This window comes from Stenotrophomonas sp., from assembly GCF_032103445.1.
Classification (GTDB): Bacteria; Pseudomonadota; Gammaproteobacteria; order Xanthomonadales; family Xanthomonadaceae; genus Stenotrophomonas.
The window spans coordinates 1-22565 of record NZ_DAMDFR010000013.1; the positions used below are offsets into that span (position 1 = coordinate 1).

Annotated in this window: 14 protein-coding genes and 1 pseudogene; 10 read left to right on the plus strand and 5 right to left on the minus strand. The window is 66.3% G+C overall.

Features of this window, described 5'->3' with window-relative positions; translation table 11 throughout:
* Positions 1 to 1432: diguanylate cyclase (locus tag RT551_RS07015; protein ID WP_313456855.1), on the plus strand; the 1432-nt coding region annotated here is incomplete at its 5' end.
* A gap of 126 nt (positions 1433 to 1558) precedes the next feature.
* Here RT551_RS07015 and RT551_RS07020 read toward each other — a convergent pair.
* Entirely contained in the window at positions 1559 to 2497 is a 939-nt protein-coding gene (locus RT551_RS07020; protein WP_313456857.1) for a DUF808 domain-containing protein, read from the minus strand.
* A gap of 162 nt (positions 2498 to 2659) precedes the next feature.
* Here RT551_RS07020 and RT551_RS07025 point away from each other — a divergent pair.
* The 3 genes and pseudogenes from RT551_RS07025 to RT551_RS07035 form a co-directional block, all read left to right on the plus strand.
* Positions 2660 to 4315: pseudogene (locus RT551_RS07025) on the plus strand (AarF/UbiB family protein); the annotation flags it as partial.
* A gap of 158 nt (positions 4316 to 4473) precedes the next feature.
* On the plus strand, positions 4474 to 6579 hold the full coding sequence (locus tag RT551_RS07030) for a phosphoglycerol transferase I (RefSeq protein ID WP_313456859.1): 2106 nt from the start codon (positions 4474 to 4476) through the stop codon (positions 6577 to 6579).
* A 204-nt stretch (positions 6580 to 6783) separates the two neighbouring features.
* Positions 6784 to 12420 (plus strand): hypothetical protein, encoded by a 5637-nt coding sequence (locus RT551_RS07035; RefSeq protein WP_313456862.1) that lies wholly within the window; start codon positions 6784 to 6786, stop codon positions 12418 to 12420.
* Positions 12421 to 12479: 59 nt separating this feature from the next.
* Here RT551_RS07035 and RT551_RS07040 read toward each other — a convergent pair whose 3' ends face one another.
* Positions 12480 to 14912 carry a DUF3772 domain-containing protein gene (locus tag RT551_RS07040; RefSeq protein ID WP_313456864.1) on the minus strand — a complete coding sequence of 811 codons (2433 nt, stop codon included), beginning with the start codon at positions 14910 to 14912 and terminating at the stop codon, positions 12480 to 12482.
* Between the two features lie 158 nt (positions 14913 to 15070).
* Between RT551_RS07040 and RT551_RS07045 the strand changes: the two genes are divergently transcribed.
* From RT551_RS07045 to RT551_RS07055, 3 genes are read left to right on the plus strand one after another with little or no spacing between them, the layout of a single operon-like run.
* The gene (locus RT551_RS07045) at positions 15071 to 15565 is read left to right on the plus strand and encodes a lipocalin family protein (protein ID WP_313456866.1); all 495 of its coding nucleotides are present in this window, start codon (positions 15071 to 15073) and stop codon (positions 15563 to 15565) included.
* Positions 15566 to 15572: 7 nt separating this feature from the next.
* Positions 15573 to 16826, plus strand: coding sequence for an FAD-dependent oxidoreductase (locus RT551_RS07050; protein ID WP_313456869.1), 1254 nt, complete (start codon positions 15573 to 15575; stop codon positions 16824 to 16826).
* A gap of 40 nt (positions 16827 to 16866) precedes the next feature.
* Entirely contained in the window at positions 16867 to 17367 is a 501-nt protein-coding gene (locus RT551_RS07055) for a hypothetical protein (RefSeq protein WP_313456872.1), read from the plus strand.
* 6 nt (positions 17368 to 17373) lie between these two features.
* Here the strand turns inward: RT551_RS07055 and RT551_RS07060 are convergent, their stop codons facing one another.
* A complete protein-coding gene (locus tag RT551_RS07060) occupies positions 17374 to 17808 on the minus strand; it encodes a PepSY domain-containing protein (protein ID WP_313456875.1) in 435 nt (144 codons plus the stop codon).
* A gap of 195 nt (positions 17809 to 18003) precedes the next feature.
* On the opposite strand from RT551_RS07060, the gene RT551_RS07065 reads away from it, so the two are divergent.
* The 3 genes from RT551_RS07065 to RT551_RS07075 are packed head-to-tail and all read left to right on the plus strand — an operon-like array spanning position 18004 to position 20230.
* Positions 18004 to 18246 carry a PepSY domain-containing protein gene (locus tag RT551_RS07065; RefSeq protein WP_312023039.1) on the plus strand — a complete coding sequence of 81 codons (243 nt, stop codon included), beginning with the start codon at positions 18004 to 18006 and terminating at the stop codon, positions 18244 to 18246.
* Positions 18246 to 18908, plus strand: a complete 663-nt coding sequence (locus RT551_RS07070) for a response regulator transcription factor (RefSeq protein WP_313456878.1) — start codon at positions 18246 to 18248, stop codon at positions 18906 to 18908. The genes RT551_RS07065 and RT551_RS07070 overlap by 1 nt, the downstream gene beginning before the upstream one ends.
* The gene (locus RT551_RS07075; protein ID WP_313456880.1) at positions 18905 to 20230 is read left to right on the plus strand and encodes a HAMP domain-containing sensor histidine kinase; all 1326 of its coding nucleotides are present in this window, start codon (positions 18905 to 18907) and stop codon (positions 20228 to 20230) included. The genes RT551_RS07070 and RT551_RS07075 overlap by 4 nt, the downstream gene beginning before the upstream one ends.
* A gap of 90 nt (positions 20231 to 20320) precedes the next feature.
* Here the strand turns inward: RT551_RS07075 and RT551_RS07080 are convergent, their stop codons facing one another.
* Positions 20321 to 20644: a DUF6122 family protein gene (locus RT551_RS07080; protein WP_313456882.1), complete on the minus strand. Its 324-nt coding sequence runs from the start codon at positions 20642 to 20644 to the stop codon at positions 20321 to 20323.
* Positions 20641 to 22530 carry an arginine decarboxylase gene (speA, locus tag RT551_RS07085; protein WP_313456883.1) on the minus strand — a complete coding sequence of 630 codons (1890 nt, stop codon included), beginning with the start codon at positions 22528 to 22530 and terminating at the stop codon, positions 20641 to 20643. The genes RT551_RS07080 and speA overlap by 4 nt, the downstream gene beginning before the upstream one ends.
* Positions 22531 to 22565 lie beyond the last annotated feature (35 nt).

Here is a 22565-nt window from a genome sequence, read left to right on the forward strand (position 1 = left end):
CGGGGGCGGCAGTGCCGCCCTGCAGCGTCTGTTTGCCGGGGCCGAGCAGCCCGAGCCGCTGCTGGCCGCCTTCGCCAATGGCATGGCCACCCTGCCGGGTGAACTCGGCGACATGGGCCTGCGCCTGCAGTCGGCGCTGCGCAGCGCCGACTGGGTCAGCTATGGCCGCGCCATGCGCCAGCTGATCGACAAGTACATCCGCACCATCGAGCAGGACAGCCCGGACGGGCCACCGGACAGCCTGCGCCTGCGCGAGCTGCTGCGTCACACCCTGGGCGTGACCGTGGCCAGCCTGCTGCAGAACATGCCGGAACTGAAGAACGAACCGGTACAGCTGGCCGCCGACCTGCGCCTGTGGCATCCCGGTCAGCCGCTGCAGCCGCTGGAGGTGCGGCTGCGCGAACTGACCCACCAGATCGGCGTGCGCAGCGACGGCTGGCAGGAGCAGCAGGAGCTGCTGCTGAGCCTGTTCGACCTGCTGCTGGAGAACATCAGCGAACTGCTTGACGACAGCAGCTGGCTGCAGGGCCAGCTGCACGCCGTGCGCGCCCTGATCGGCGGTCCGCTGGACCGCGACTCGGTGGAACAGGCGCGCAACAATCTGCGCGAGGTCATCTACAAGCAGAGCCTGCTCAAACAGGGCATCGTCGAAAGCAAGGCCGCCATGCGCGGCTTGATGGGCGAGTTCATCGAACAGCTCGATGGCATGGCCACCCACACCAGCGACTATCACGACCGGATCAGCAGCTACGCCATGGCGTTGAAGGAAGCGCGCAGCATCGCCGACCTCAACCAGCTGCTGCAGGACGTGCTGCGCGACACCGGCAAGGTGCAGGAACAGGCGCTGCAGGCGCGCGACCACCTGGGCAATGCACGCCGCGAAGTGGAACAGGCCGAGGCCCGCATTGCCGAGCTTGAGCTTGAACTCAGCGACATGTCCGGACAGATCCGCACCGACCCGCTCACCGGCGCACTCAACCGCCGCGGCTTTGATGAATTGCTGGAGAAGGAAATCGCGCGAGCTGCCCGGCATTCGCATCCGCTGGCGATCGCACTGCTGGACCTGGATGACTTCCACCAGACCAACAGCGAACACGGCCATCCCGGTGGTGACGCGGTGCTGCGCCACCTGGTGACGGTGTGTCAGCTGCTGCTTCGCAATTCGGATGTGGTCAGCCGCATAGGCGGTGATGAATTCGTCATCGTGATGCCGGAAACACCGGCAGCCGACAGCATGTCGACCCTGTTGCGGCTGCAGCGCTCACTGGCGCAGCGACCTCTGCATCTGGATGAGCAGCGGGTGCCGGTGCATTTCAGTGCGGGGGTGACGCAGTGGCAGGCGGGGGACAGCGCGGAAGTCGTGCTCAAGCGCGCGGACGCGGCCCTCTATGCTGCCAAGCGGGTCGGCAAGAACCGGGTTCAAGCGGGCTAGCGCCCGTAGAGCCACGCCCTGCGTGGCTGCGAACGTGTCTCGCACCGCGAAGCCACGCATGGCGTGGCTCTACAGTCGGCGATCTGGCACCGCGAAGCCACGCAGGGCGTGGCTCTACGGTTCCGGTTAGTGCGCCACCGATTTGCCGCGCGCTTTCTGGATGCCGGTCACCGCCAGCAGCACCACTGCACCGGCAATGACGCCGACGATCAGGTTACCCGCCGCTTCCACCAGCCAGCCCACGTTGGTCTGGCCCGCCAGGCCCAGCACGAAGTGATGCAGCGCCGGCACGTTGTGCACCAGGATGCCGCCACCGACCAGGAACATCGCGAGGGTGCCGGCCACCGACAGGAACTTCATCAGCCAAGGGGCCGAAGCCACCAGCCCGCGACCGAACGCGGCCACCGCGCCGCCCTTGCGCGACAGGTACAGGCCGGCATCGTCCAGTTTGACGATGCCCGCCACCAGGCCATAGACAAACACGGTCATGCCCAGCGCGATCACCACCAGCGCGGTCACCTGGTTGATGAACGGCTGCCCCGACACCACGCCCAGCGACAGCACGATGATCTCGGCCGACAGAATGAAGTCGGTGCGGATCGCCCCCTTCACCTTGTCGTTCTCCCAGGCCACCATGTCAACGCTCTCGTCAGCCAGTGCCTTGGCCCGCTCGGCCTTGTGCTGCGCGTCCTCTTCCTTGGAATGCAGGAAGCGGTGCGCCAGCTTCTCCACGCCCTCATAGCAGAGGAAGGCACCGCCGATCATCATCAGCGGCACCACGATCGGGATCGGGAAGCCCTTGGTTTTCAGCCACGCTTCCAGTGCGCTGATCGCCAGTGCCGCCGGCACCAGGATCGCCTTGTTGACCAGCGAGCCCTTCGCCACCGCCCACACCACCGGCAATTCGCGATTGGCGCTGACCCCGGTAACCTGCTGGGCATTCAAGGCCAGATCGTCGCCGAGCACGCCCGCGGTCTTCTTGGCCGCGACCTTGGTCAGGATCGAGACGTCGTCGAGCAGCGTCGCAATATCGTCGAGCAGGGCAAACAGGCTGGCACCGGCCATGGCAATCCAAGGTTCATTCAGGTGCGTCGATTCTGACTGATCCGGGCACGTTCGTGGAAGATGCCCGGATTCACCGCTCCACCACCTGCCGACGGCGACACTGCAGGCTACCCCGTCGCGGAGCCCTGCTTGAGCACCCTGCCCACCCCACCCGAGTCGCCGTCTCTGGTCAAAGGCATGAACCGGCGCAGCCAGATCCTGCGCCTGCTGATGCGCTACCGGCATTCCGGGGTGTTCTCGGGCATGAACCTGGATGCCCGCGCGGTGCATGAACTACCGCCCGAAGGCAACCCGGAACAGTTTGTCACCGACCTGGAGTCACTCGGCCCCACCTTCGTCAAACTCGGCCAGATGCTGTCCACCCGCCCGGACATGGTGCCGGTGGAGTTCGCTACCGCTCTGGAGCGGATGCAGGAAAAAGTCGCCCCCATTCCGGTCGAACGCATCTACGCCATCATCGAACAGGAACTCGGCGCGTCGGTGTCCAAGCTGTTTGCCCGCTTCGACCCCGCGCCGCTGGGCTGCGCGTCCATCGCACAGGTGCATCGTGCGCAGCTGCACGACGGGCGCGAAGTTGCCGTCAAGGTGCAGAAGCCGGAAGTGGCCGCACAGCTGCGCTCGGACCTGGAAGTGCTGCGCAGCTTCGCGCTGGCCGCCGATCACCTGACCCAGGTCGGTCGCCGCGTGCGCCTGCGTGACTGGCTCAACGAATTCGCCAAGACATTGATGCAGGAACTGGACTACCAGGCCGAAGCAGAGAACCTGCAGCGCTTCGGCCAGCATCTGCGCCCGTTCAAGCGACTGTGGGTACCCCAGCCGATCTGGGACTACTGCAGCCACCGCGTGCTGACCATGGAACTGGCTCAGGGCGTGCGCGTGGACATGATTCCGGATGTCCGCCGCACCGAGGAGCCGATGGCACCGCTCGCCGCCGCGCTGATCCGCGGCTACCTCGACCAGATCTTCGTGCACGGTGAGATCCACGCCGACCCGCACCCCGGCAATCTGCGCGTCACCCCTCAGGGGCGACTGGCGATCTTTGACCTGGGCATGGTCGCGCACATGCCGCCGCGCCTGCGCGAGCGCCTGCTGAAGGTGTTGTTCGCTGCCGTGGATGGACGTGGCGAGGAAGTGGCCGATGAGATCATCGGCATGAGCACGCGGCTGGAAGCGTTCGATGAAGAGCGCTACCTGCGCGAGACCGGCCAGCTGATCGCACGCTATGCCGCCAACAACAGTTTTTCCGAAGGTCGCGTGGTGCTCGACCTGGTCCGCATTGCCACCGCCAGTGGCCTGCGCACGCCGCCCGAGCTCAGCCTGCTCGGCAAGGCGCTGCTCAATCTGGAAACCGTATGCCGGCTGCTGGCACCGGATCTGGACACCCGCCGTATCGTTGAGAAACAGCTGCAGCACGTGATGCGCGCGCGCCTGCGCAAGTCGCTGTCGGCAGCCAACCTCGCCAGTGAGGCGATGGAAGTACAGCAGCTGCTGCGCGACGGCCCACGCAAGATGTCCGACATCCTGGCGCTGCTGGCCGAGAACCGGTTGCAGATGAAGGTGACCGGACTGGAAGAATCGCGGCTGATGGAAAACCTGCAGAAGATCGCCAACCGCGTCTCTGCCGGTATCGTCACTGCCGCGCTGATTCTGGCGGCCGCACTGATGATGAAGGTCAACACCGGCTGGCATCTGTTCGGCTACCCGGCCATCGCGATGATGTTGATGATGATCGGTGTGGTGCTGGGACTTGGCATCATTCTCAGCGCATTGATCTTTGATCGGCGTGCGCGTTCGAAGGAAGAACGTGGTCATCGGTGAACGGGGATTCATGCGTTCACGCCGGTTTTACACTTCTGTGCGCGAAGCGTAGTAAGCGCTGAATACGTCGATTCAACAAACATTTCAGTCAGGTTCGCGCAGGCATGATCCGGTCATCAGCCTGTCATGCAGGCGTGCTTGGAAGCGAAACACCGCCTATGACCTGGATCCTGTTGCTGTCGCTGCTGCTGCTCACCGTACTGTTGCTGGCCTCGCGTGGCTGGGTGTGGTGGAAGGTGTCACTGATGTCGGTGCTGCTGCTGGCATTGAGTGCGTGGTGGCTGATCAACAAGCTGTCCGGTGATGGCCTGAATTCGGCCACCCTGTATCACCTGGGTGCCGACATGGAAGGTGCAGGCGTTGCCGACTTCAAGGATTATATCGCCGGCTTCATCGCACTGGCGCTGGTCTCGCTGCTGCTGCCCCTGCTGCTGGTGCGCCGCCGCAAGTGGAAGGAATCGCGCCATGGCGGTGCCGTGTTCGCCGGCTTTGCGGCGACGTGGCTGGTCGCCATCGCAGTCAGCCCGCTCTACCGCGATGGCCATCGTCTGTACCAGCAGACCCGTCCGGTCGACTACACCGTCATTGCGCCGGAGTACCAGGTGCCGCAGCAGCCGTTGCGCAAGCCGCGCAACATCGTCTGGATCTACGGCGAAAGCCTGGAGCGCACCTATCTGGACGAAGCCGCGTTCCCGGGGCTGATGCCGAACCTCAACCGACTGGCCGCGCAATCGCTGGACGTGCGTGGCCTGGCCCAGGCCGAGGGCGGTGGCTGGACCATCGCCGGGCTGGTGTCCTCGATGTGCGGCGTGCCGCTGACCACGGCACAAGGTGACGAGAACAGCATGGACCGCATGGGCAGCTTCCTGCCGGAAGCCGTGTGCCTGGGCGACTACCTCAAGCAGCAGGGCTACACCAATCACTATCTGGGCGGTGCCAACGGGCTGTTCGCCGGCAAGGGACAGTTCCTGGCCACGCATGGCTTCGATGAAGTGCATGACCTGGCCTGGTTCAAGCAGCAGAAGATCGCCCGCTCGCACTTCTCGACCTGGGGCGTGCACGATGACGTGCTGCTGGACAAGGCGTATGACCGCTTCATGCAGCTGTCCAAGGCCGGCCAGCCGTTCATGCTGACCACGCTGACCATGGATACCCATCATCCGGCTGGGCATCTGCCGGTGGCCTGCAAGCGAACGCGCTACCAGAGCGACTATGGCAACATCGGCCTGCTCAATGCGCTCAAGTGCACCGATGGTCTGATTTCGAAGCTGGTCGACCGCATCCAGGCCAGTCCGTATGGCGAGGACACCCTGATCGTCATCGCGTCGGATCACCTGGCCATGCCGAACGATCTCAGTCACGTCCTGGCCAAGCAGAAGCGTGAGAACCTGCTGCTGTTCCTGGGCAAGGACATCGCACCGCGCCAGCTGGCCACCACCGCAGGGTCCACGCTGGACTCCGGTGCCACCCTGCTGAGCCTGGTTGACCCGGACATCAAGGCGATCGGCTTCGGCCGTTCGCTGCTCGACCCACAGCGTGCCGACAGCGCCAGCGTTGCCGCACTGCGTGACGGCGGCAAGGACTTCCCGCGTTACCTGGCGTTCTCGCGCTCGCTGTGGCTGGGTGACACCACCCGCCAGCTGCGCATCGACGACGACAACCAGGTGGTGGTCGGCCTGCAACACGTGCAGCCGCCGGTACTGCTGGAGTATGACAAGCAGTGGGACCTGAAGTCGGTGTACCTGGAAAACACCTCCAAGCAGTTCGAGCAGGCCGATCCCGCCAATACGCTGGCCTACGTGGACCGCTGCACCGCCTTCGAGGATGGCTCTGCCGATGGCGACTGGTGCGCCATGCTGGTCCACCGCGACAAAGGCATCAAGCTGTATCGCGATGACCAGCTGCGCCAGGGCTTTGCGGTGGACGCCCCGCTGGATGCGTTCAACGGACCGGTGCCGAGCATCCGGCAGGCGCACATGATCACCGAGAAGGGCCGTCGCACCCGGGCCGGCCAGTACATCCTGCAGCTGGTCGCCAAGCAGGCCCCGAACCGCGGGTTCTGGATCGAAGCGGTGTCGTCCAAGCGCAAGGTGGTGGTGGCCCAGCAGTGGGTGGAGCCGGATGCGGAGGGGCGTATCACGGTGCCGTTCGGCCTCGACCATGAGGTGGACGATCTGGAGATCCGTGCCTGGCTGAATCACGCGGAGAAGCTCGCCGTGGATACCTTCGCGCTGGTGCCCTCGCGTCGCCCGGGACGCTCGTGAGCAGGCGCTGACGCTTCTCGCCCATTGAAAATGGGAAGCCGCGCACACTCCAGGGCAAAGCGAGATTCGTAGAGTCTCTGCGTTCGCGTCTCGCGTCGCTGCTGGAGTGTCCGTCTGTTTGCCCCCGTGTCGTCCCCCGTTACGGCGGGGGAATTTCGTACGCCGCCTGCAGCGACGCGCGGCCCATCCAGTGATGCGCGTGCGGTGCCGATCACACTGTTCAATGCCGCGTTGCCCCAATCGCAACCGGCTCCACCCGCACCCGTCGAGGCATTGCATCCGCTGCTTGACCGCGTGCTGCGACGCTGTCCGTTGCTGCCGTCGGAAGTGGAGCGTATCGAGAGCCGACTGCGGCAGATGCTCGACATCCCAACCCGCCCTGGCCAGGTTGCCACGCTGCTGCTTACGCAGCTGGAACAGCGTCCGGATGCGCAACAGGCCCGGCTGCGCGCGCAGCTGCTCGCCGCACTCGAGAACGACGAAGCAGGCGCATCAAGGTGGCAGGCCGAGTGCGCCCGGGTGGTGGCTGCCCTGCTCAACGCGGTGGTGCGTCTACAAGGCCCGCGCGCGGCTGGTGCCGCACTGTATGTCGTCACCAATCGGCTGCTCGGTGGTTATGGCGTGCAGGCGCTGGCGTTGCTGCAGCATGCGCGCAGCGCCGCGGCGCTGCTGGCACAGAATGCTTGGTTGCCGTGGCTGGAGTGGCTCTGCCAGCTGCCGCTGCCGTCGCTGCACGAAGGCGCCTGGCTGGAACCGTTACTGACTGCATTGCCGGCCGAACTGCATACCCTCGGCAGCGGACTTGTGTGCGCGCACGAGGCGCTGCATGCACGGCTGGCACCCTCGGAATCGCCGGTGCGGCTGATGCTGCTGGCGACCACGTGGGTGCTGTGGTCGCGGCTGCCGCCGGTCACCGAAGCTGCTACAGCGCTGGGCCGGGATCTGGTCGCCGTGCCACAGGCGCTGCAGCGCCTGGATGCCGTCGGTCATGGCATGCGGCAGCTGCTGGCAGCCCCCTGCCCTGGGCGCAGGAGGGACGCGGCGGCCACATGGCTGCCGCTGGCCGCGGCAACGCTGGGTACCGCCGCGTTCGCGCGGTCACGCACGGCTCCGGCTGCGATGCCGGCGGCCACGGCACTGGCCATGTTGTCTGCTGCGGTTCCCGCAGGCGCGAGGGTGCTGCGCACAGACCCCGGCGTCGCCGAAGACCGCGTCGCGTTGATCGAAGCGCTGTGGGGCCTGCGGGATACCACGCCCGTCGACGCCAGCGCTGACCTCACCACTGGCACGCTGCAGCCGGTCCCCCATGGACTGCATGCGCAGCGGGTACAGGGCGTGCGGGAGTTCCTGGGCCATCTTTACGAGGAGGATGATTTTCTGGACGTCCTGTACGCAGAACGTACACCGCCTTGCACACTGCAGATGGACAATGACACGCTGTCAGGCCGTCGCGTACTCAGCCAGGCACGCGTGGTGCTGCACCCACGCCCGATGCAGCACACGGACGCACCGTGGTCGCCTCGCACCCGCACACTGCTGCAGCAACTGCAGTCCGCCGTTGCCCGGGCGGGCGGATGCCACGACAACGCGCGGGTGCCGCTGCACTGCGCGCTGCAGTTCCAGCTGGGCGTCACTCTCAACTCAACTGACGTACCTGTCCCCACGCTGGACGCCATGATCGGACAGCTGGAGCAGCGCCTGCCCGAACAGCCGGCAGTGATGGCTGCCCAGGAAACGGCGACGCTGCAGCACCTGCGCGACGATCTACGCTGGGCCAGCGCACAACCCATACGGGGTATCGCACCGCGCTGGCGCAACTGGCGGCCCGATCCGCGCTCCATCATAGGCGGCAACCTGGCGCTGGCCCGCCGCGTGCTTCTGCGGCTGTCCCAGCAGCCGGCATTCGTGGAGCTGTGCGAGCGCAGCGGCGTGTTGCCGTACACCCTGGAGTTTCCACAACATGGAGCCGTGTTGGCCCGTGCCAGGGACAGCGATGCGCGGCTCGCGCTGTTCAATGCGGAAGCACCGCCGCCCGCGATGGCAACGCTGGCCAGTGCGCTGCGTGGTCTGTCGGCGTTGCTGCATGCGCCGGTGCGCGCCGACGGCATCCTGAGCGTGTCAGAAATGCTTGCCTATTACCGTGTGCCGTGGCCGGGGGTTGCCCACGACAACGCCACGTTTGACGCCTGCATGGCGGACATCGACCGGCAACTGCAACGACTGCTGCGGCCCGGCGAAGTGCGCGCTCAGCGCGTGCCTGCGCCGGACGCGCCGACGCCGGCACCGGATCACCAGGCCGCAGCCGATGCCATATGGCACCTGTTTGACCAGGCCCGCATCGGTAACGGGACATCACTGCACACCGTGCCGCTGACCGCCTCAGCGCAGACCCCACTGCTGGGTGACTGGAGCGAAGCGCAGCAGGGCCTGCAGCGGTGGTTCGAAAGCCCCGGTCTTTGGCTGCCGATGCGTCAGGCGAATGCGCGTTTCCGCGACCTGCGTGTCGCGGCCGACCGCGTTCTGGTGGTGGCACGTGAGGGCGGCACCCTGCTGCGGTTGAATGCCAGCCTGTCGCAGCAACGCACCCTGGCTGCCCGCTTCGGCTGCATCACCCGCCGGGACGCGCCTCCGGTCAGCGCGGCACTGAATTACCTGGGCGTTGCGTTGCCATGGGAAGCATCGGCGTGCCACCCGCCGCCCGCGGTGCAACGCCTGCAGCTGTTGTCCCTGCTGAAGCAGCTGCACGACCGCCACAAACAGGTAACGTCGGACCCGCTGCATGCGCAGGCACTGGGTGATCTGCACCAGGTGCTGGGATGGCTCAAACGCATCGACGCGCGCGGCGTTGAAGCTTATCGTCCCAGTGTGGGCACCGCAGCGGCCGCTGATGCCTATGCAGCGCTGGAGGTGTTGGTGCAGCTGGTGACGCACGCGCAGGTGAATCGATCACTGCCTGGAGTGGATGCCGCGCTTCAGGCCAGCTTCGACGTCAACGGCACGTTCTGGGCGTCGTACGCTGACGGCGCACGCGCACGCATCAACGCCACCGAAGCCTGGTCCGGGATGGACGGGCCCGGGGCGCTGCTGGACACCCTGCGCGCCCATGCCCAGCGACTGGGCGGCGTCGTGCATCTGCAGGGGCAGCTCGAGCCGTTACGGCTGCTGGCGACTTACGGCGGCTGCACCGCGCATGAGTCCGCCGCGCCAACCGGCCTGCAGCGTTGCGCCGAGCGCATCCTGGGTGAATTCAGGCTGGGCATGCGGGCCCACCTGGTGCATGCGCGTGACCTGCTCGATGCCGATGAGCTGGAGGTCGTGCGCGAGACCACCACAGGTTTCCTGGCCCGCCAGGGTTCGGGTCACCTGACCCTGCTCGAGTATCTGGGTGCCCCGCTGGTGGAACAGGGGCACTTCGCCTGGAGCGAGCCCGACCGCCTCAACTACGTACTATCAGAGATGGTCCGTACGGACCCCGCTCGTGCGCTGCAGGCGACGCTGCTGGACGCGCTGGGCTGGTACGGCGGTAGTGCCGGTGGCACGACCTCATCGACCGTACTGGGCAGCCTCACCGTCGTCGCGCTGGTTGCCGACCTCGGACCGCCTTCGGTGCGGGAACAACGTATCGTCCTCGGCTACCGCCTGCACAAGCACGTCAATCGCGGACGCACCTTTGCCGACATCCGCAGGGACTTCGCTGCGTATCTGGGCAGCCTGGATCGCATGACTCCGGAGATACAGCGCATGGCGGTGCAGCTGGTGCTGCAGGAACAGGCTCCCGAGCTGCTGGGCAGCGACACGCCCCCACATCTGCTGTTCGGCAGCGCAATCGCCGCGACCGACTACGTCAGCGGTGTGCACCTGGCCGACAGCATCCAGCGTGGCGTCTGGTCGCAGATGAACTTCACCACGCTGCTCACCTTGTCGGCTGCGCTGTCCAACGATCCGGACATTCCCCCCGAGGTCCGGCAGATGGCCATCGACGCCCGTGCGTTGCCTACGCTGGATTGGCAGGTGTTCCGGCAGCTGGACGACGACGCCCCGCCCGTTCGCAACCACACGCAGCAGATCGTGACGGCGATGGCAGCGTTCGATGCACGAATCCGCCGGCTCAACGCCGCGGTCACCGACCTGCTGGCCCCACTACCCTACCGGATGCCCATGGTGGAGGCGGAGCTGAGGCGGGTGTTTCCGCATTTCCCAGGCGTCTTCGCCGGTCTGGAGTGGAACGCGACCGAACTGCGGCTGTGCAACGACCATGACTGGTTTGGCCACAGCTTTCCCCTGTTCGAGCTGTACGCCGCCGGCGAGCTGCTGCGTGCCCCGAAGCAGTGGTACCCGTGCCGGCACTATGTGCCCGATACACCGTTGAGCCGTGCGCAAGGCCATGCGCAACATGCGCTCCGGCACAACCACACCCATGTGGCCATGCAACGCGGCTTTGCGCGGCTGGGCAACGTCACTGCGCGCTTCCAGCAGTGCTTCGATGACTACTTCACGCGCGCCCGCCAGGGTTATGGGGTGCTGATCGAAGAGGCGCTGTACCTGCGCCCGGAGGCAGAACGTGCCGCCATCGCACGCGGCAATGTCACGGTGTTCACCCTGCGTCAGCCGGTGCCCGACCTGGAGGCACAGCAGGAAACGACGGCGGACCGGCAGCCCTATCTGGGTCGCTTCGGTGTGGTCTACCGCGTCGACGTGGAAGGGAAGCCGCGCCATTTCCAGTTGTTCCCGCTGCAGAGCCGGATCCTGCCGCTGGATATCGAAGGCGAACTGCCACTGGGCGGAACGCTGGAACGTCGCAAGGTCCGTCTACGCAACGGCAAGTGGACCACGGTGCTGGTACGCCGTGGCACCTGTCTCAACGTGGACTGGGAGGCCTATGCGAACTACCAGAGCCCGGTGCCGGGGCGCAACGCGTCGGTGATTGTCGAACCGCTGATCTCGACCGCTTCGACAGTGGCGCTTCCACCGGGCACGACCCGCTCGCCGTTCCATGCGCTGGTGACACCGGTGCAGGAGGACTTTTTCTGGCTTGACCCGGTCGCCTTCCTGCACGAAGCACGCTCGCCCACCTCGTTTGAGGCACATCTGAAAGATGAGCCGTTGTGGCTGAAGACCGTGGAGTTCATCGTGCCGTTCGTGGCCAATCTGCGAAGGATCGGTTCGACCGATCGCGACGAGTTCGCGTTGGCCGCGTTCGGGCTGTACCTGGAAGGCGTGCTGGTCGGCTGGCCGTTGGCCAGTGGCGTTTCGCGGGTGCTGGCCCGCCCCGGTGCGATGTTGTCGCGCGCACGTGTTGGCGAACTGGCGGGAACGCTGGGCAGTACCGCGCTGGGCACCCTCAACCCCCTGGCCGGGACCATCTCGGTGACCCGCCTGGGGGTAGGGATCGTGCAGCGCGGCCTGGGCGGCGGCATGCAGTTCATGTGGTCGTGGCTGAACCGCCCGCGCTTGTACCCGGGTCGCTGGTCGTGGACGCTGCGCGCCGGCATGGCCGTACTGCGCGGCGCGCCGCTGCCTGAAGGTACACCGCTGACGCTGAGCCTGCGCACTGTGCACGAAGTGGAACATGTACTGGTGGTGGGCGTGCCAGCCAACACAGCCCAGCGTGCACTGCACCTGTTTGATCCCGCAACGCGGTTGCCCTACGGCCCGGTGCTGCGAACCCATCCGGAATCCGGCAGCGCGGCGGGTGTGCTGTTCAAGGTCGGTGAAGGCTTGCGGTTCAAGCCTTCGGCCGGCAAGGGGGTGCTGAAGCCGATCAAGCATGGCTCGAAGGCGTCGCAGGAGGATTCCGAGGAGCAGCTGGGGATGCTGTCGCCGCCTGATCTGAAGGGGTAACGCAAAGGCAGCCGGGCAAGCCCGGCTCTACGGATCGGCGAGGTCGTTGGAGTCGCGGATCAGGACGGGTCGTCGGGGTCGCGGATCAGGTGGATGTCCGTGGGCGAGGACAGTGCGATGTCGGCAGCGGCGAACTTCTGCAGCAGGCTGAAGTACAGGTCACTGCGCACGCCATACACCGCACGTGGGCCGGAGGTGTAGGCGAAGCTGTTGATGGCGATCTGTCCGTTGTTGATCGCGTCGATGAACACCGATGGGGCCGGGTCGTCCAGCACCGCCACATGCTCGGCAAAGGTATCCAGCATGATCTGGCGCAGGGTGACCACGTCGGTGTTCAACGGCACGCTGAACTGGATCTGGATGCGGCCCTGCACGCTGCCCATGGTCATGTTGCGGACCGTTTTGGTGATCAGCTCGGAGTTGGGCACGATCAGGGTGGAGCGGTCGCCGACCTGGATCTCGGTCGAGCGCACGTTGATGCGGCGGATATCGCCTTCCTGGTCGCCCAGCTTGACCCAGTCACCGATCTTCACCGGACGCTCGGCCAGCAGAATCAGGCCGGAGACGAAGTTCTGGGTGATCGCCTGCAGGCCAAAACCGATACCCACCGACAGCGCACTGACCACCAGCGCCAGCTTCTCGAAGCCGATGCCCAATGCGGTCAGGCCCCACAGCACCGCCGCGAAGATGCCCAGGTAGCGGGTGACGGTGCTGATCGAGTTGCGTGCACCGGCATCCAGTTCGGTCTTGGGCAGGTAGGTATCGGACAACCAGCGCTGGAACGCCTGCATCACCGCCCAGACCAGCACGAACGCCAGCACCGCATTGAATACATCGCGCGGACGCAGCGTGGTGTCACCGAAGGTGATGCCCTTGGACAGCGTGTCCAGGCCACCCAGCAGTGCATTGGTGTTGCCGAATCCGGCTGTCAACATCAACACCGCCAGCAGCACGACGCAGATGCGCAGCAACGCCGACAGCAGCACGCCGCCCTGCTCCATCCGTGCGGCGCTGAGCCCGGTGGTCAGCACCACGGTCTGGCCAATACGCCCGGCCGGCGACAACAGCCAGATCGCCAGGTCGTTGACGAATTTGAGCAGCACCGACGTGGCCATCAGCACCACGGCACCCCAGATCAGCTGCCGGCCCACGAACATGGCGAAGTTGAGGTAGCCCAGCAGGCTGGCGATGACCGCTGCGGTCACCACCATATTGCCGGCCACGCGTGCCAGCACGATCCAGCCGCTGCGGCGGTTACTGGCCTTGGGCTTGGCCGGCTGGTCGCCCTGCGCGTCCAGCTTGGCCTGGGCTTCCTCCGCCTGTTTCCGGTTCATGCGCGCCAGCGAGACCAGGATGGCCACGATCAGGGCCATGTAGGTCAGCGCCATCAATCCGTCCACCGCCACGGTGGTGACCTGGCCGGTGCGCGCCGCCTTGTTCAGCGCCACCAGCACGATGCTCACCCAGGTCAGCGCCGCCGCACACCAGGCGTACTTGCGCAGCCGCCAGGCCAGGTCGTCGTCCAGCGTCATCAGCCGCCACGAAGGACGCTTGGGCATCAGCACCGCCGCGCTGACGGCGGCCATGAAGGCGGCCACGAAGGTCGCCAGCTGGAAGTTGTATGCGGTGGTCTCCAGCCGCGATGGAATCGCGCCGATGGCGTCCAGTGAACCGATCAGCACCACCGCGGCGAAGCCCGGCAGCAGGGTGCCCACGGCCATCAGCCACACCGCCAGCCCGGAACGACGCAGGCGCCCCTCCGGCGCGCGCTCGGAGGCAGCCAACCGACGCCCCAGCGCCCGCAGCCACAGCCGCAACGGGAAGAACATCAGCAGTGCCAGCACCGCACCGGTCAGCGGCGAGCTCCAGCCATGCTTGGCCACGCCCTCACGCAGCGCGCTTTCGCCCTGCCGGTACAGAATCACCAGCCGCTGCAGGTCGGTCGGCACATCGGTCGCGAATTTCTGCCACAGCGACGGCGACAGCGGCGAGCTGACCTTGCGTGCCAGCTCTTCGCCAAGCTGGGTGGCGCGCATCTTGTCGATGTCGGCGCTGAGCTGTTTGGCATCCACCGACATCAGCTTGGCGCGCGCGATGGCCGCGGCGACGTCCGCCCGCTCCTGGTTCAGGCCCTTGCGCTGCTGGGTCAGCTCACGCGCCTCCACCTCGCCCTCGGCCGCCGTACCCAGCTGCGAAATACGGAACTCCAGCTGTTCCAGGCGCGGCTGCAGCGCGGTCTGCGCGGCATCGGCCCGGCGCTGCACATCCAGCGCGCGGTCGGACAGCATCTTCAGTGAGTCCAGGGTTTCGGCATCCTCCAGCGAGGTGCGGATCGCCTTCAGGTCCTTGTCGGCCTGCGCCAGCTGTGCAACCGGGTCGGCGGCTGCGTCGTCGCTGGCCTGCGCCCAGGCACCGGTGGCCATGCCCAGCCACGCGCACATCATCAACGCGGCCAGCGAACGGATCAGATTGAAACGGAGACGGGAAGACAAACCGGGGGCACCTGCAGGTTGCGCGGATCACCGCGCGTGCGCGGACTATAAACCGCTTCAGGTTCAGACCGGGTGTGTGCGTGCCACGTGGGTCCGACTTCACTTCGCCATGGCATCGGCCCCGGCATGGTGGCGTCCACCTCGCCACAGCGCCTGCGATGACCACCTACACCGACCTGAAGACCGTCCCTGACCTGAACCTGCCCCGCTATCTGGGCACCTGGTATGAGATTGCCCGGCTGCCGATGAAGCATGAGCCGGAGGACTGTACCGATGTGTCGGCGCACTACAGCCTGAAGGACAACGGCAACGTGGCGGTGCTCAATCGCTGCCGGCTGGGCGACGATGTCGAGCAGGCCGAAGGCGAGGCCTGCCCGGTGGACAACGACACGGCGCGCCTGAAGGTCAGCTTCCTGCCGGCCGGCTTGCGCTGGCTGCCGTTCGGCAAGGGCGACTACTGGGTGATCCAGGTCGCGCCGGATTACAGCGTGGCGCTGGTCGGCAGCCCCGACCGCCGCTTCCTGTGGCTGCTGGCGCGCGATCCGCATCTGGACGCCACCACCCGCGATCACTATCTGGCCCAGGCCCAGCAGCAACAGTTCGAACTGGGCCCGCTGATCCTCACTCCACACACCGGCCATCCCACGGCCTGAGCCGCGCATGGACCTGAAAAGCGGCTATCCATACTGGGCCATCCGCAACGGGCTGATGCACGCCTTTCCGCCCTTGCAGCAGGATCGGCACTGCGACGTGCTGGTGGTCGGCGGCGGAATCAGTGGTGCGCTGATCGCCAATGAACTCTGCGCGCACGGCCACGACGTGGTGCTGATCGAGCAGCGCGACATCGGCTGGGGCAGCACCGCCGCCAGCACTGCGCTGCTGCAGTATGAGATTGACACCCACCTGATCGACCTGGCGGATCAGTACGGCGAGTCCGCCGCGGTGCTGGCCTACCGCGCCTGCGCCGAGGCGATTCCCGCGTTGCGCGACGTCGCCGCCGGTTTCCGCGGCGTGGACTGCCATCCGATGCACAGCCTGTACTACGCCAGCAAGCGCCGCCATGGGTCAGTGCTGGAAGCCGAATGCACACTGCGCCGGAAACACGGGTTCGACGTCACCTGGCTGGACCGTGCCGAGGTGCGGGCGCAGTACGGCATCGAGGCACCGGGCGCGATCCTGAGCGCGCTGGCCGCACGCGTCGACCCCTACCAGCTCACCTACCGGCTGCTGATGCGGCTGGCCAAGGCCGGCTGCGCGGTGCATGACCGCACCACCCTGCATACCCTGCAGACCACCGCACGTGGGGTCAACGCGATCACGGCCGAAGGCCTGCAGATCCGCGCCAGGCATGTGGTGCTGGCCACCGGCTATGCCGGCCAGCGATGGTTGAAGCCGCGCGTGGCCCGCAACCGCAGCAGCTATGCCTTCATCACCGATCCGGTCGACCCGGATCTGCTGGGCGCGTTGTCGAACACGATGGTGTGGGAGTCGGCGCGGCCGTATCTGTATCTGCGCAGTACCGGCGACCATCGCCTGCTGGTGGGCGGCGAAGATGACGCGGTGGACGTGCCGGCCCGACGCGACGCACGTGTGCAGGGCAAGGCGCGCACGCTGCTCAAGCAGGTCAACCGGCTGTTCCCGGACCTGCCGCTGCAGCCCGCCTTTTCCTGGGCTGGCACGTTTGCCGAGACCGCCGACGGCCTGCCGTTCTTCGGTCCGCACCCGCAATGGGGGCCGCGCGTGCTGTTCGCCATGGCCTACGGCGGCAATGGCATTACCTATTCAATGGTCGGGGCCGGGCTGCTGCGCGCCCGGATCGAGCGCCGCCGGCACCCGCTGCAGGCGCTGTTCGGCTTCGAACGGCACACGACAAATCCTGTGAATGACAGGCATCATTCAAGCAGCGCCTGCTAGCGTCAGCCTGTCGGCCGCCCTGCCTGCCCCGGAGCCTCCCATGATCCGCCCGCTTTCGCTGCTGCTGTGCCTGCTTGCCCCCGGGGTTGCCCTGGCGCAGTCCGCCGCCGGTGCCACCGGCCCGCAGTCGGCCACCGACCTCAACCTGGCGGTGCCGCAGGAACCGCTGCAGTACATGAATGACCCCACCCTGCGCGGCGACCCGCCCGGCACCTTCTACGGCGACAAGAGCGGTCGCCGCGTCGCGCGCGGGCCGGCCGGCAATGGCATTGCCGAGGTCACCGATGACAAGCTGCGGGTCAACGGCAGCTTCACCACCGGCATTGGCTATTCGGAAAACTTCGGCAATACGCACTTCAACGCCGCCGAACTGAACCTCAACAAGAATTACACCAACGACGAAGGCAAGACCCGGAACATGAATCTCAACATCCGGGTCAGCGAGGGCAAGGGGCCTGGTTTCTATGGCCCCTATGGCTACGGCGATTACGGGTATGGCGGGGGCGGCTACTGGGGCGGCCCGGGTCCTGTGGGCTGGTAAGTCGGCTCAGTCCCACCAGCCGTCGCGACGGCTGCTCAGCACGCGGCCGTCGTAGCCGCTCATGCGCACGTCCACGCGCTGGTTGTTCTTGTTGTAGGCGTCCAGCGACCAGGTGGCCCCGTCACGGTCCACTTCAGTGATGCGGGTGTAGCCCGCCTTGGCGGCCAGATCGAGGATCCTGCCGGCATCCAGCACCGCACGGCCGTTGGCTGAATCAAAGATCTCACCCTTGGCCGGGTCGATCAGCACGTCATCGCGGCTACCGTCGGCACGGGTGACTTCGGCTTCCCACATGCCGTCATCACGTTCCAGCTCGTGCACCTGGGTGTAGCCGGCGGCGCGCAGCTTGGCCTGCACCTCGGCAGCGCCCAGTTCGGCGGCGAAGGTCGGGGCGGCGGTAACGGTGGCGGCCAGAGCGGCGGCAATCATCAGAGTCTTCATGAGGGGGTTCCTTGTGGCAACCGGACCATTCCGGCAACGCCAGTCTGGCAAGCGTCCTTAAGCGCCTCATGAGCAGCATTGTTAGGGTTTGTTTAATCGCCACGCGTATACCGTAGGCCTTGCTCCCACGTATGCGCTTCCATGTCGCCCTACGCCCTTCTGCTGCCCCTGCTGCTCAGTGCCACCCAGGACCCCATGCGGGTGCTGGACGGCGACGCGCGCGAGCAGCAGGCCGTGCGCCAGGCCGTGCAACAGGGCCGCTATGTACCGCTGGAGACGGTGGTGCGCGATGCGCTCAAGCGCTACCCCGGCAAGCTGCTGGAGGTGGAGCTGGACGATGACACCTATGAGATCGAGATTCTCGGCCCCAACGGCAAGGTGATGGAGCTGGACTATGATGCGCGCAACGGCCGCCTGCTGAAGATGGAAGAAGACTGATGCGCCTGCTGCTTGCCGAGGACGACCCGGTACTGTCCGATCGCCTGCGCACGCTGCTGGAAGAAGCCGGCTACGTGGTGCTGCACAGTACCGACGGCAGCGACGCCGAGTTCCAGGGGCAGGTGGAGGACGTGGCTGCCGCAGTGGTCGACCTTGGCCTGCCGGGCCTGGACGGTCTGAGTGTGATTGAACGCTGGCGCCAGGCCGGCCGCACCTTTCCGGTGCTGGTACTGACCGCCCGCAGCCGCTGGCACGACAAACTGGCCGGCTTCGATGCCGGAGCGGATGATTTCCTGACCAAACCGTTCCAGCCTGAAGAGCTGCTGCTGCGTCTGCGTGCGCTGATCCGCCGCAGTGCCGGCCATGCCAGCCCGCGTCTAAGCTGTGGTCCACTGCAGCTGGACGTCAACGCCGCGCGTTTCGAACTGGACGGCGAGCCGTTGGCGTTGAGCCCGCAGGAATACCGCATTCTGAGCTACTTCATGCATCACCCGGACGTTGTGATCAGCCGCTCGCGACTGGGCGAGCATGTGTACGAGGCGGGCTTCGATCCCGACTCGAACACGCTGGATGTGCTGATCGGGCGCATCCGCCGCAAGCTCGGCAGCGAGTTCATCCACACCCATCGCGGGCAGGGCTTCCGCCTGTCGGCGCAGCCATGAAGACGCGGTCACTGCGCAGCCGTCTGCTGCTGGCCGGCGGGCTGGGCATGCTGCTGGTCTCGGCGCTGGCCACCTGGTGGCTGGGTGCCTTGTTTGAAAGTTCAGCACGCAACGCGTTGGACGCCCGCCTGGGCAACGACCTGGTATCGGTGCTGTCGCTGGCTGAAGTGGATGCCAACGGCCAGGTGCAGTTCCGCCGTGAGCTGGTCAATGAGGACTACCGCCGGGTGTTCTCGGGTGCGTATTGGCAGGTGCGGACACCGAAGGGGCAGGCGCTGGCACAGTCACGATCGCTGTGGGACGGCTCGTTGCCGGTACCGCAGGCGCTGCAGACGGGTCCAGCGCGCGCTTTCGACAGCCTTGGGCCGCTCGACCAGCCGCTGCGCGTGGTGGCCCAGCAGGTGACCCTGCCCCGTGCCTGTACGCCGCTGCAGGTGCTGGTCGCCGCCGACCGCAGTGCCCTGGACGACCAGGTCAGCAGCTTCCGCCAGCGCACCGCGCTGGCGTTGATCGTGCTGGTGGCGCTGTGGTTCGCCGTGCTGGTCAGCCAGGTGCACTACGGCCTGCGCCCGCTTACCGAGCTGCGCCGCATCGCTGCACAGGTCCGCAATGGCGAGAACGTGCGCTTTCCGCAGCAGGGGCTGGTGAAGGAAGTGGCCCCGCTGGCGGACGAGCTCAATGCACTGCTCGACCATCACGGACGCATGGTGCAGCGCGCACGGCGCAGCGCGGCCGATCTGGCGCATGCATTGAAGACCCCGTTGACCGTGCTCGCCACGGAAGCCGAGAGCGATGGCAGCGACTGGCGCCAGACCGTGCGCGGCGAAACCGCGCGCATGCAGTCCAGCATCGACCGCTATCTGGCCGTGGGCGTGGCCGCTGACCACCAGCAGCGCACGCCGGTGGGCCCGGTGCTGGACGCGCTGTGCCGGCTGATGCAGCGCGTGCACGGTGACCGCGACGTGCGGTTTTCCTGCGACGCCAATGCGCAGGGGCTGTTTGCCGGTGCGCGGGAAGATCTGGAAGAGATGCTGGGCAACCTGCTCGACAACGCGGGCAAGTGGGCGGCGCACAGCGTCGAGGTGAAGGTGCGCCACGAGGGCAACAGGATGCGGTTTGAGGTGCGCGACGATGGGGCGGGTTTGCCCGAAGAGGATCTTGAGCGCGTGCTGGGGCGTGGTGTGCGCTTGGATGAGCGCGCTTCGGGCAGCGGCTTGGGGCTGGCGATCGTGGCCGATATTGCCGAGAGCTATGGCGGTACGCTGACGTTGCGCAATGGTGCGCCGGGCTTGGTGGCGACGCTGGTGTTGCCTGCAGGTTGAGGTGTTGCCGTAGAGCCGGGCTTGCCCGGCTGCCTTTTGGTCGGTTGCCCGCAGCCGGGCAAGCCCGGCTCTACGACAAGCGCGCGCGGATCATTTTCCGGCGTGCATCCACCAACAATCAATCGCGTCCAACGTGATGTGGATCATCAATCCAATCCCGAACAGGCGCGTCTTCTTCGGCACGCACAGCCCCGCGTACACCGCAATTGCCGGCGTGGTGTGCAACGGATGGAAACCAATGCTGCAGCGGTTCGGCGCGTAGATCGGGTCGGCCAGCAGGTGGTCCAGGTCGATGATCCAGCCCAGCAGCAGCAACGCCCACGCCGAAAGAAAGCGCTTGCGCCAGAACATCCACGCCAGCAGTGCAGGCACTGCGGCGTGGAGAAACAGATGGAAGATCGCGCGTGCGGTCACACCAACGGTTCGTCGGACAAATACGTATAGCCGGTCAATCCGGCTTCGAGCGCCTCGGACAGTTCCTGCGCGCGCGCCGGCTCCAGGTTCGCCGCCGCCACACGCTCGGCGTAGGCCGCACGCAGATCGTCCAGACGGTAGCCCACGTAATCGAGCATCACGTCGGTGGTGTCGCCGCGACGCTGCTGGGTAATGGCATAGCCGTCGGCATCGGCCACCACTTCCACCGCGTCGGTATCACCGAACAGGTTGTGGATGTCGCCCAGGATTTCCTGATACGCACCGACCATGAAGAAGCCGATGCGGTAGCTTTCGCCCGGCTTCATCGCGTGCAGCGGCAGCGAGGTGTCCAGGCTTTCATTTTCCACATAGGTCTTGACCATGCCGTCGGAATCGCAGGTCATGTCGGCGATGATGCCGCGGCGGCCAGGCACCTCGTTCAGGCGCTCGATCGGCACGATCGGGAACACCTGGTCGATCGCCCAGGCATCGGGAATCGACTCGAACACGCTGAAGTTGACGAAGTACTTGTCGACCAGGCGTTCGTTCAGTTCATCCAGCGCCGGGCGGTGGCTCTTTTCGTCGTAGCTCAGGCGTGCGCGCACGCCATGGGCGATGGCATAGAACAGGTCGTCGATGCGCGCACGCTGCGGCAGGTCGATCTGGCCCAGCGCGTAGCTGGCCAGGCCCTCGGCATGGAAATGCTGGGCCTCCTGGAACAGTTCCACCGCAGGGCGCTGGTCCAGTTCCTCATGGATTTCGCGCAGGTGGCGGATCGCCGCCGGCTCGTCGTCATGCGCATCCGGCACACGGCCTTCCTGCGCCTGCTCCACTTCGGAGACATTGGCGATCAGCACCGCGTGGTGCGCGGTCATGGCGCGGCCGCACTCGGTGACGATGCGCGGCGGGGTCAGGCCGTGCTCTTCGCAGGCATTGGCCAGCGGCTGCACGATGTTGCTGGCGTACGCGTTCAGGCCATAGTTGATCGAGCAGAAGCTGCGCGAGCGGGTGCCTTCGTAGTCCACGCCCAGACCACCGCCAACGTCGACGTGGGTGATCTTCGCGCCCAGGCGCGACAGTTCCACGAAGTAGCGGGTGGCTTCGCGCATGCCGTTGGCGATGTCGCGCACGTTGGAGATCTGCGAGCCCATGTGGAAATGCAGCAGGCTCAGGCAGTCGGCGTATTCGGTGTCGCGCAGCGACTTCCACAGGTCCAGCAGCTGGCGCGGGGACAGCCCGAACTTGGCCTTGTCACCGCCGCTGTTCTGCCATTTGCCTGCGCCCAGCGACGCCAGGCGCATGCGCACGCCCAGGCCCGGCTTCGCGTCCAGCGCCTTGGACTCCTCCAGCACCAGCTTCAGCTCGGAGGGCTTTTCAATGACGATGAAGGTCTGCAGGCCCAGCTTGCGGCCGATCAGGGCCAGGCGGATGTACTCGCGGTCCTTGTAGCCGTTGCAGACGATCAGCCCGCCCGGGCGCGACAGCGCCAGCACGGCCATCAGCTCGGGCTTGCTGCCGGCTTCCAGGCCGAAGCCCTCGCCGTGGTGGCTGGCCAGGGTGCCGGCCACGCCGCGGTGCTGGTTGACCTTGATCGGGTACACGGCGGTGTAGCCGCCGGCGTAGTCCCAGTCGGCCTGGGCCTGGCCGAAGGCGGCCTGCAGCTTGCCCAGGCGCTGGCCGAGGATGTCCGGGAAGCGCACCAGCAGCGGCAGCTTGGCCCCGGCCGCACGGGCCGAATCCACGATCGTGGGCAAGGACACCACCGGGCCGTCCTGCCCCGTCGGTCTCACCACCATATGCCCCGCCGGATCCACGTCGAAGTAGCCATCCGCCCAATGCGGAATCGAGTAGGTCTTACGGGCTTGGTCGAGGGACCAATCGGTCATTGCAGTGGGCCTGGTTGGTAAAAAAGGGGGTGCAT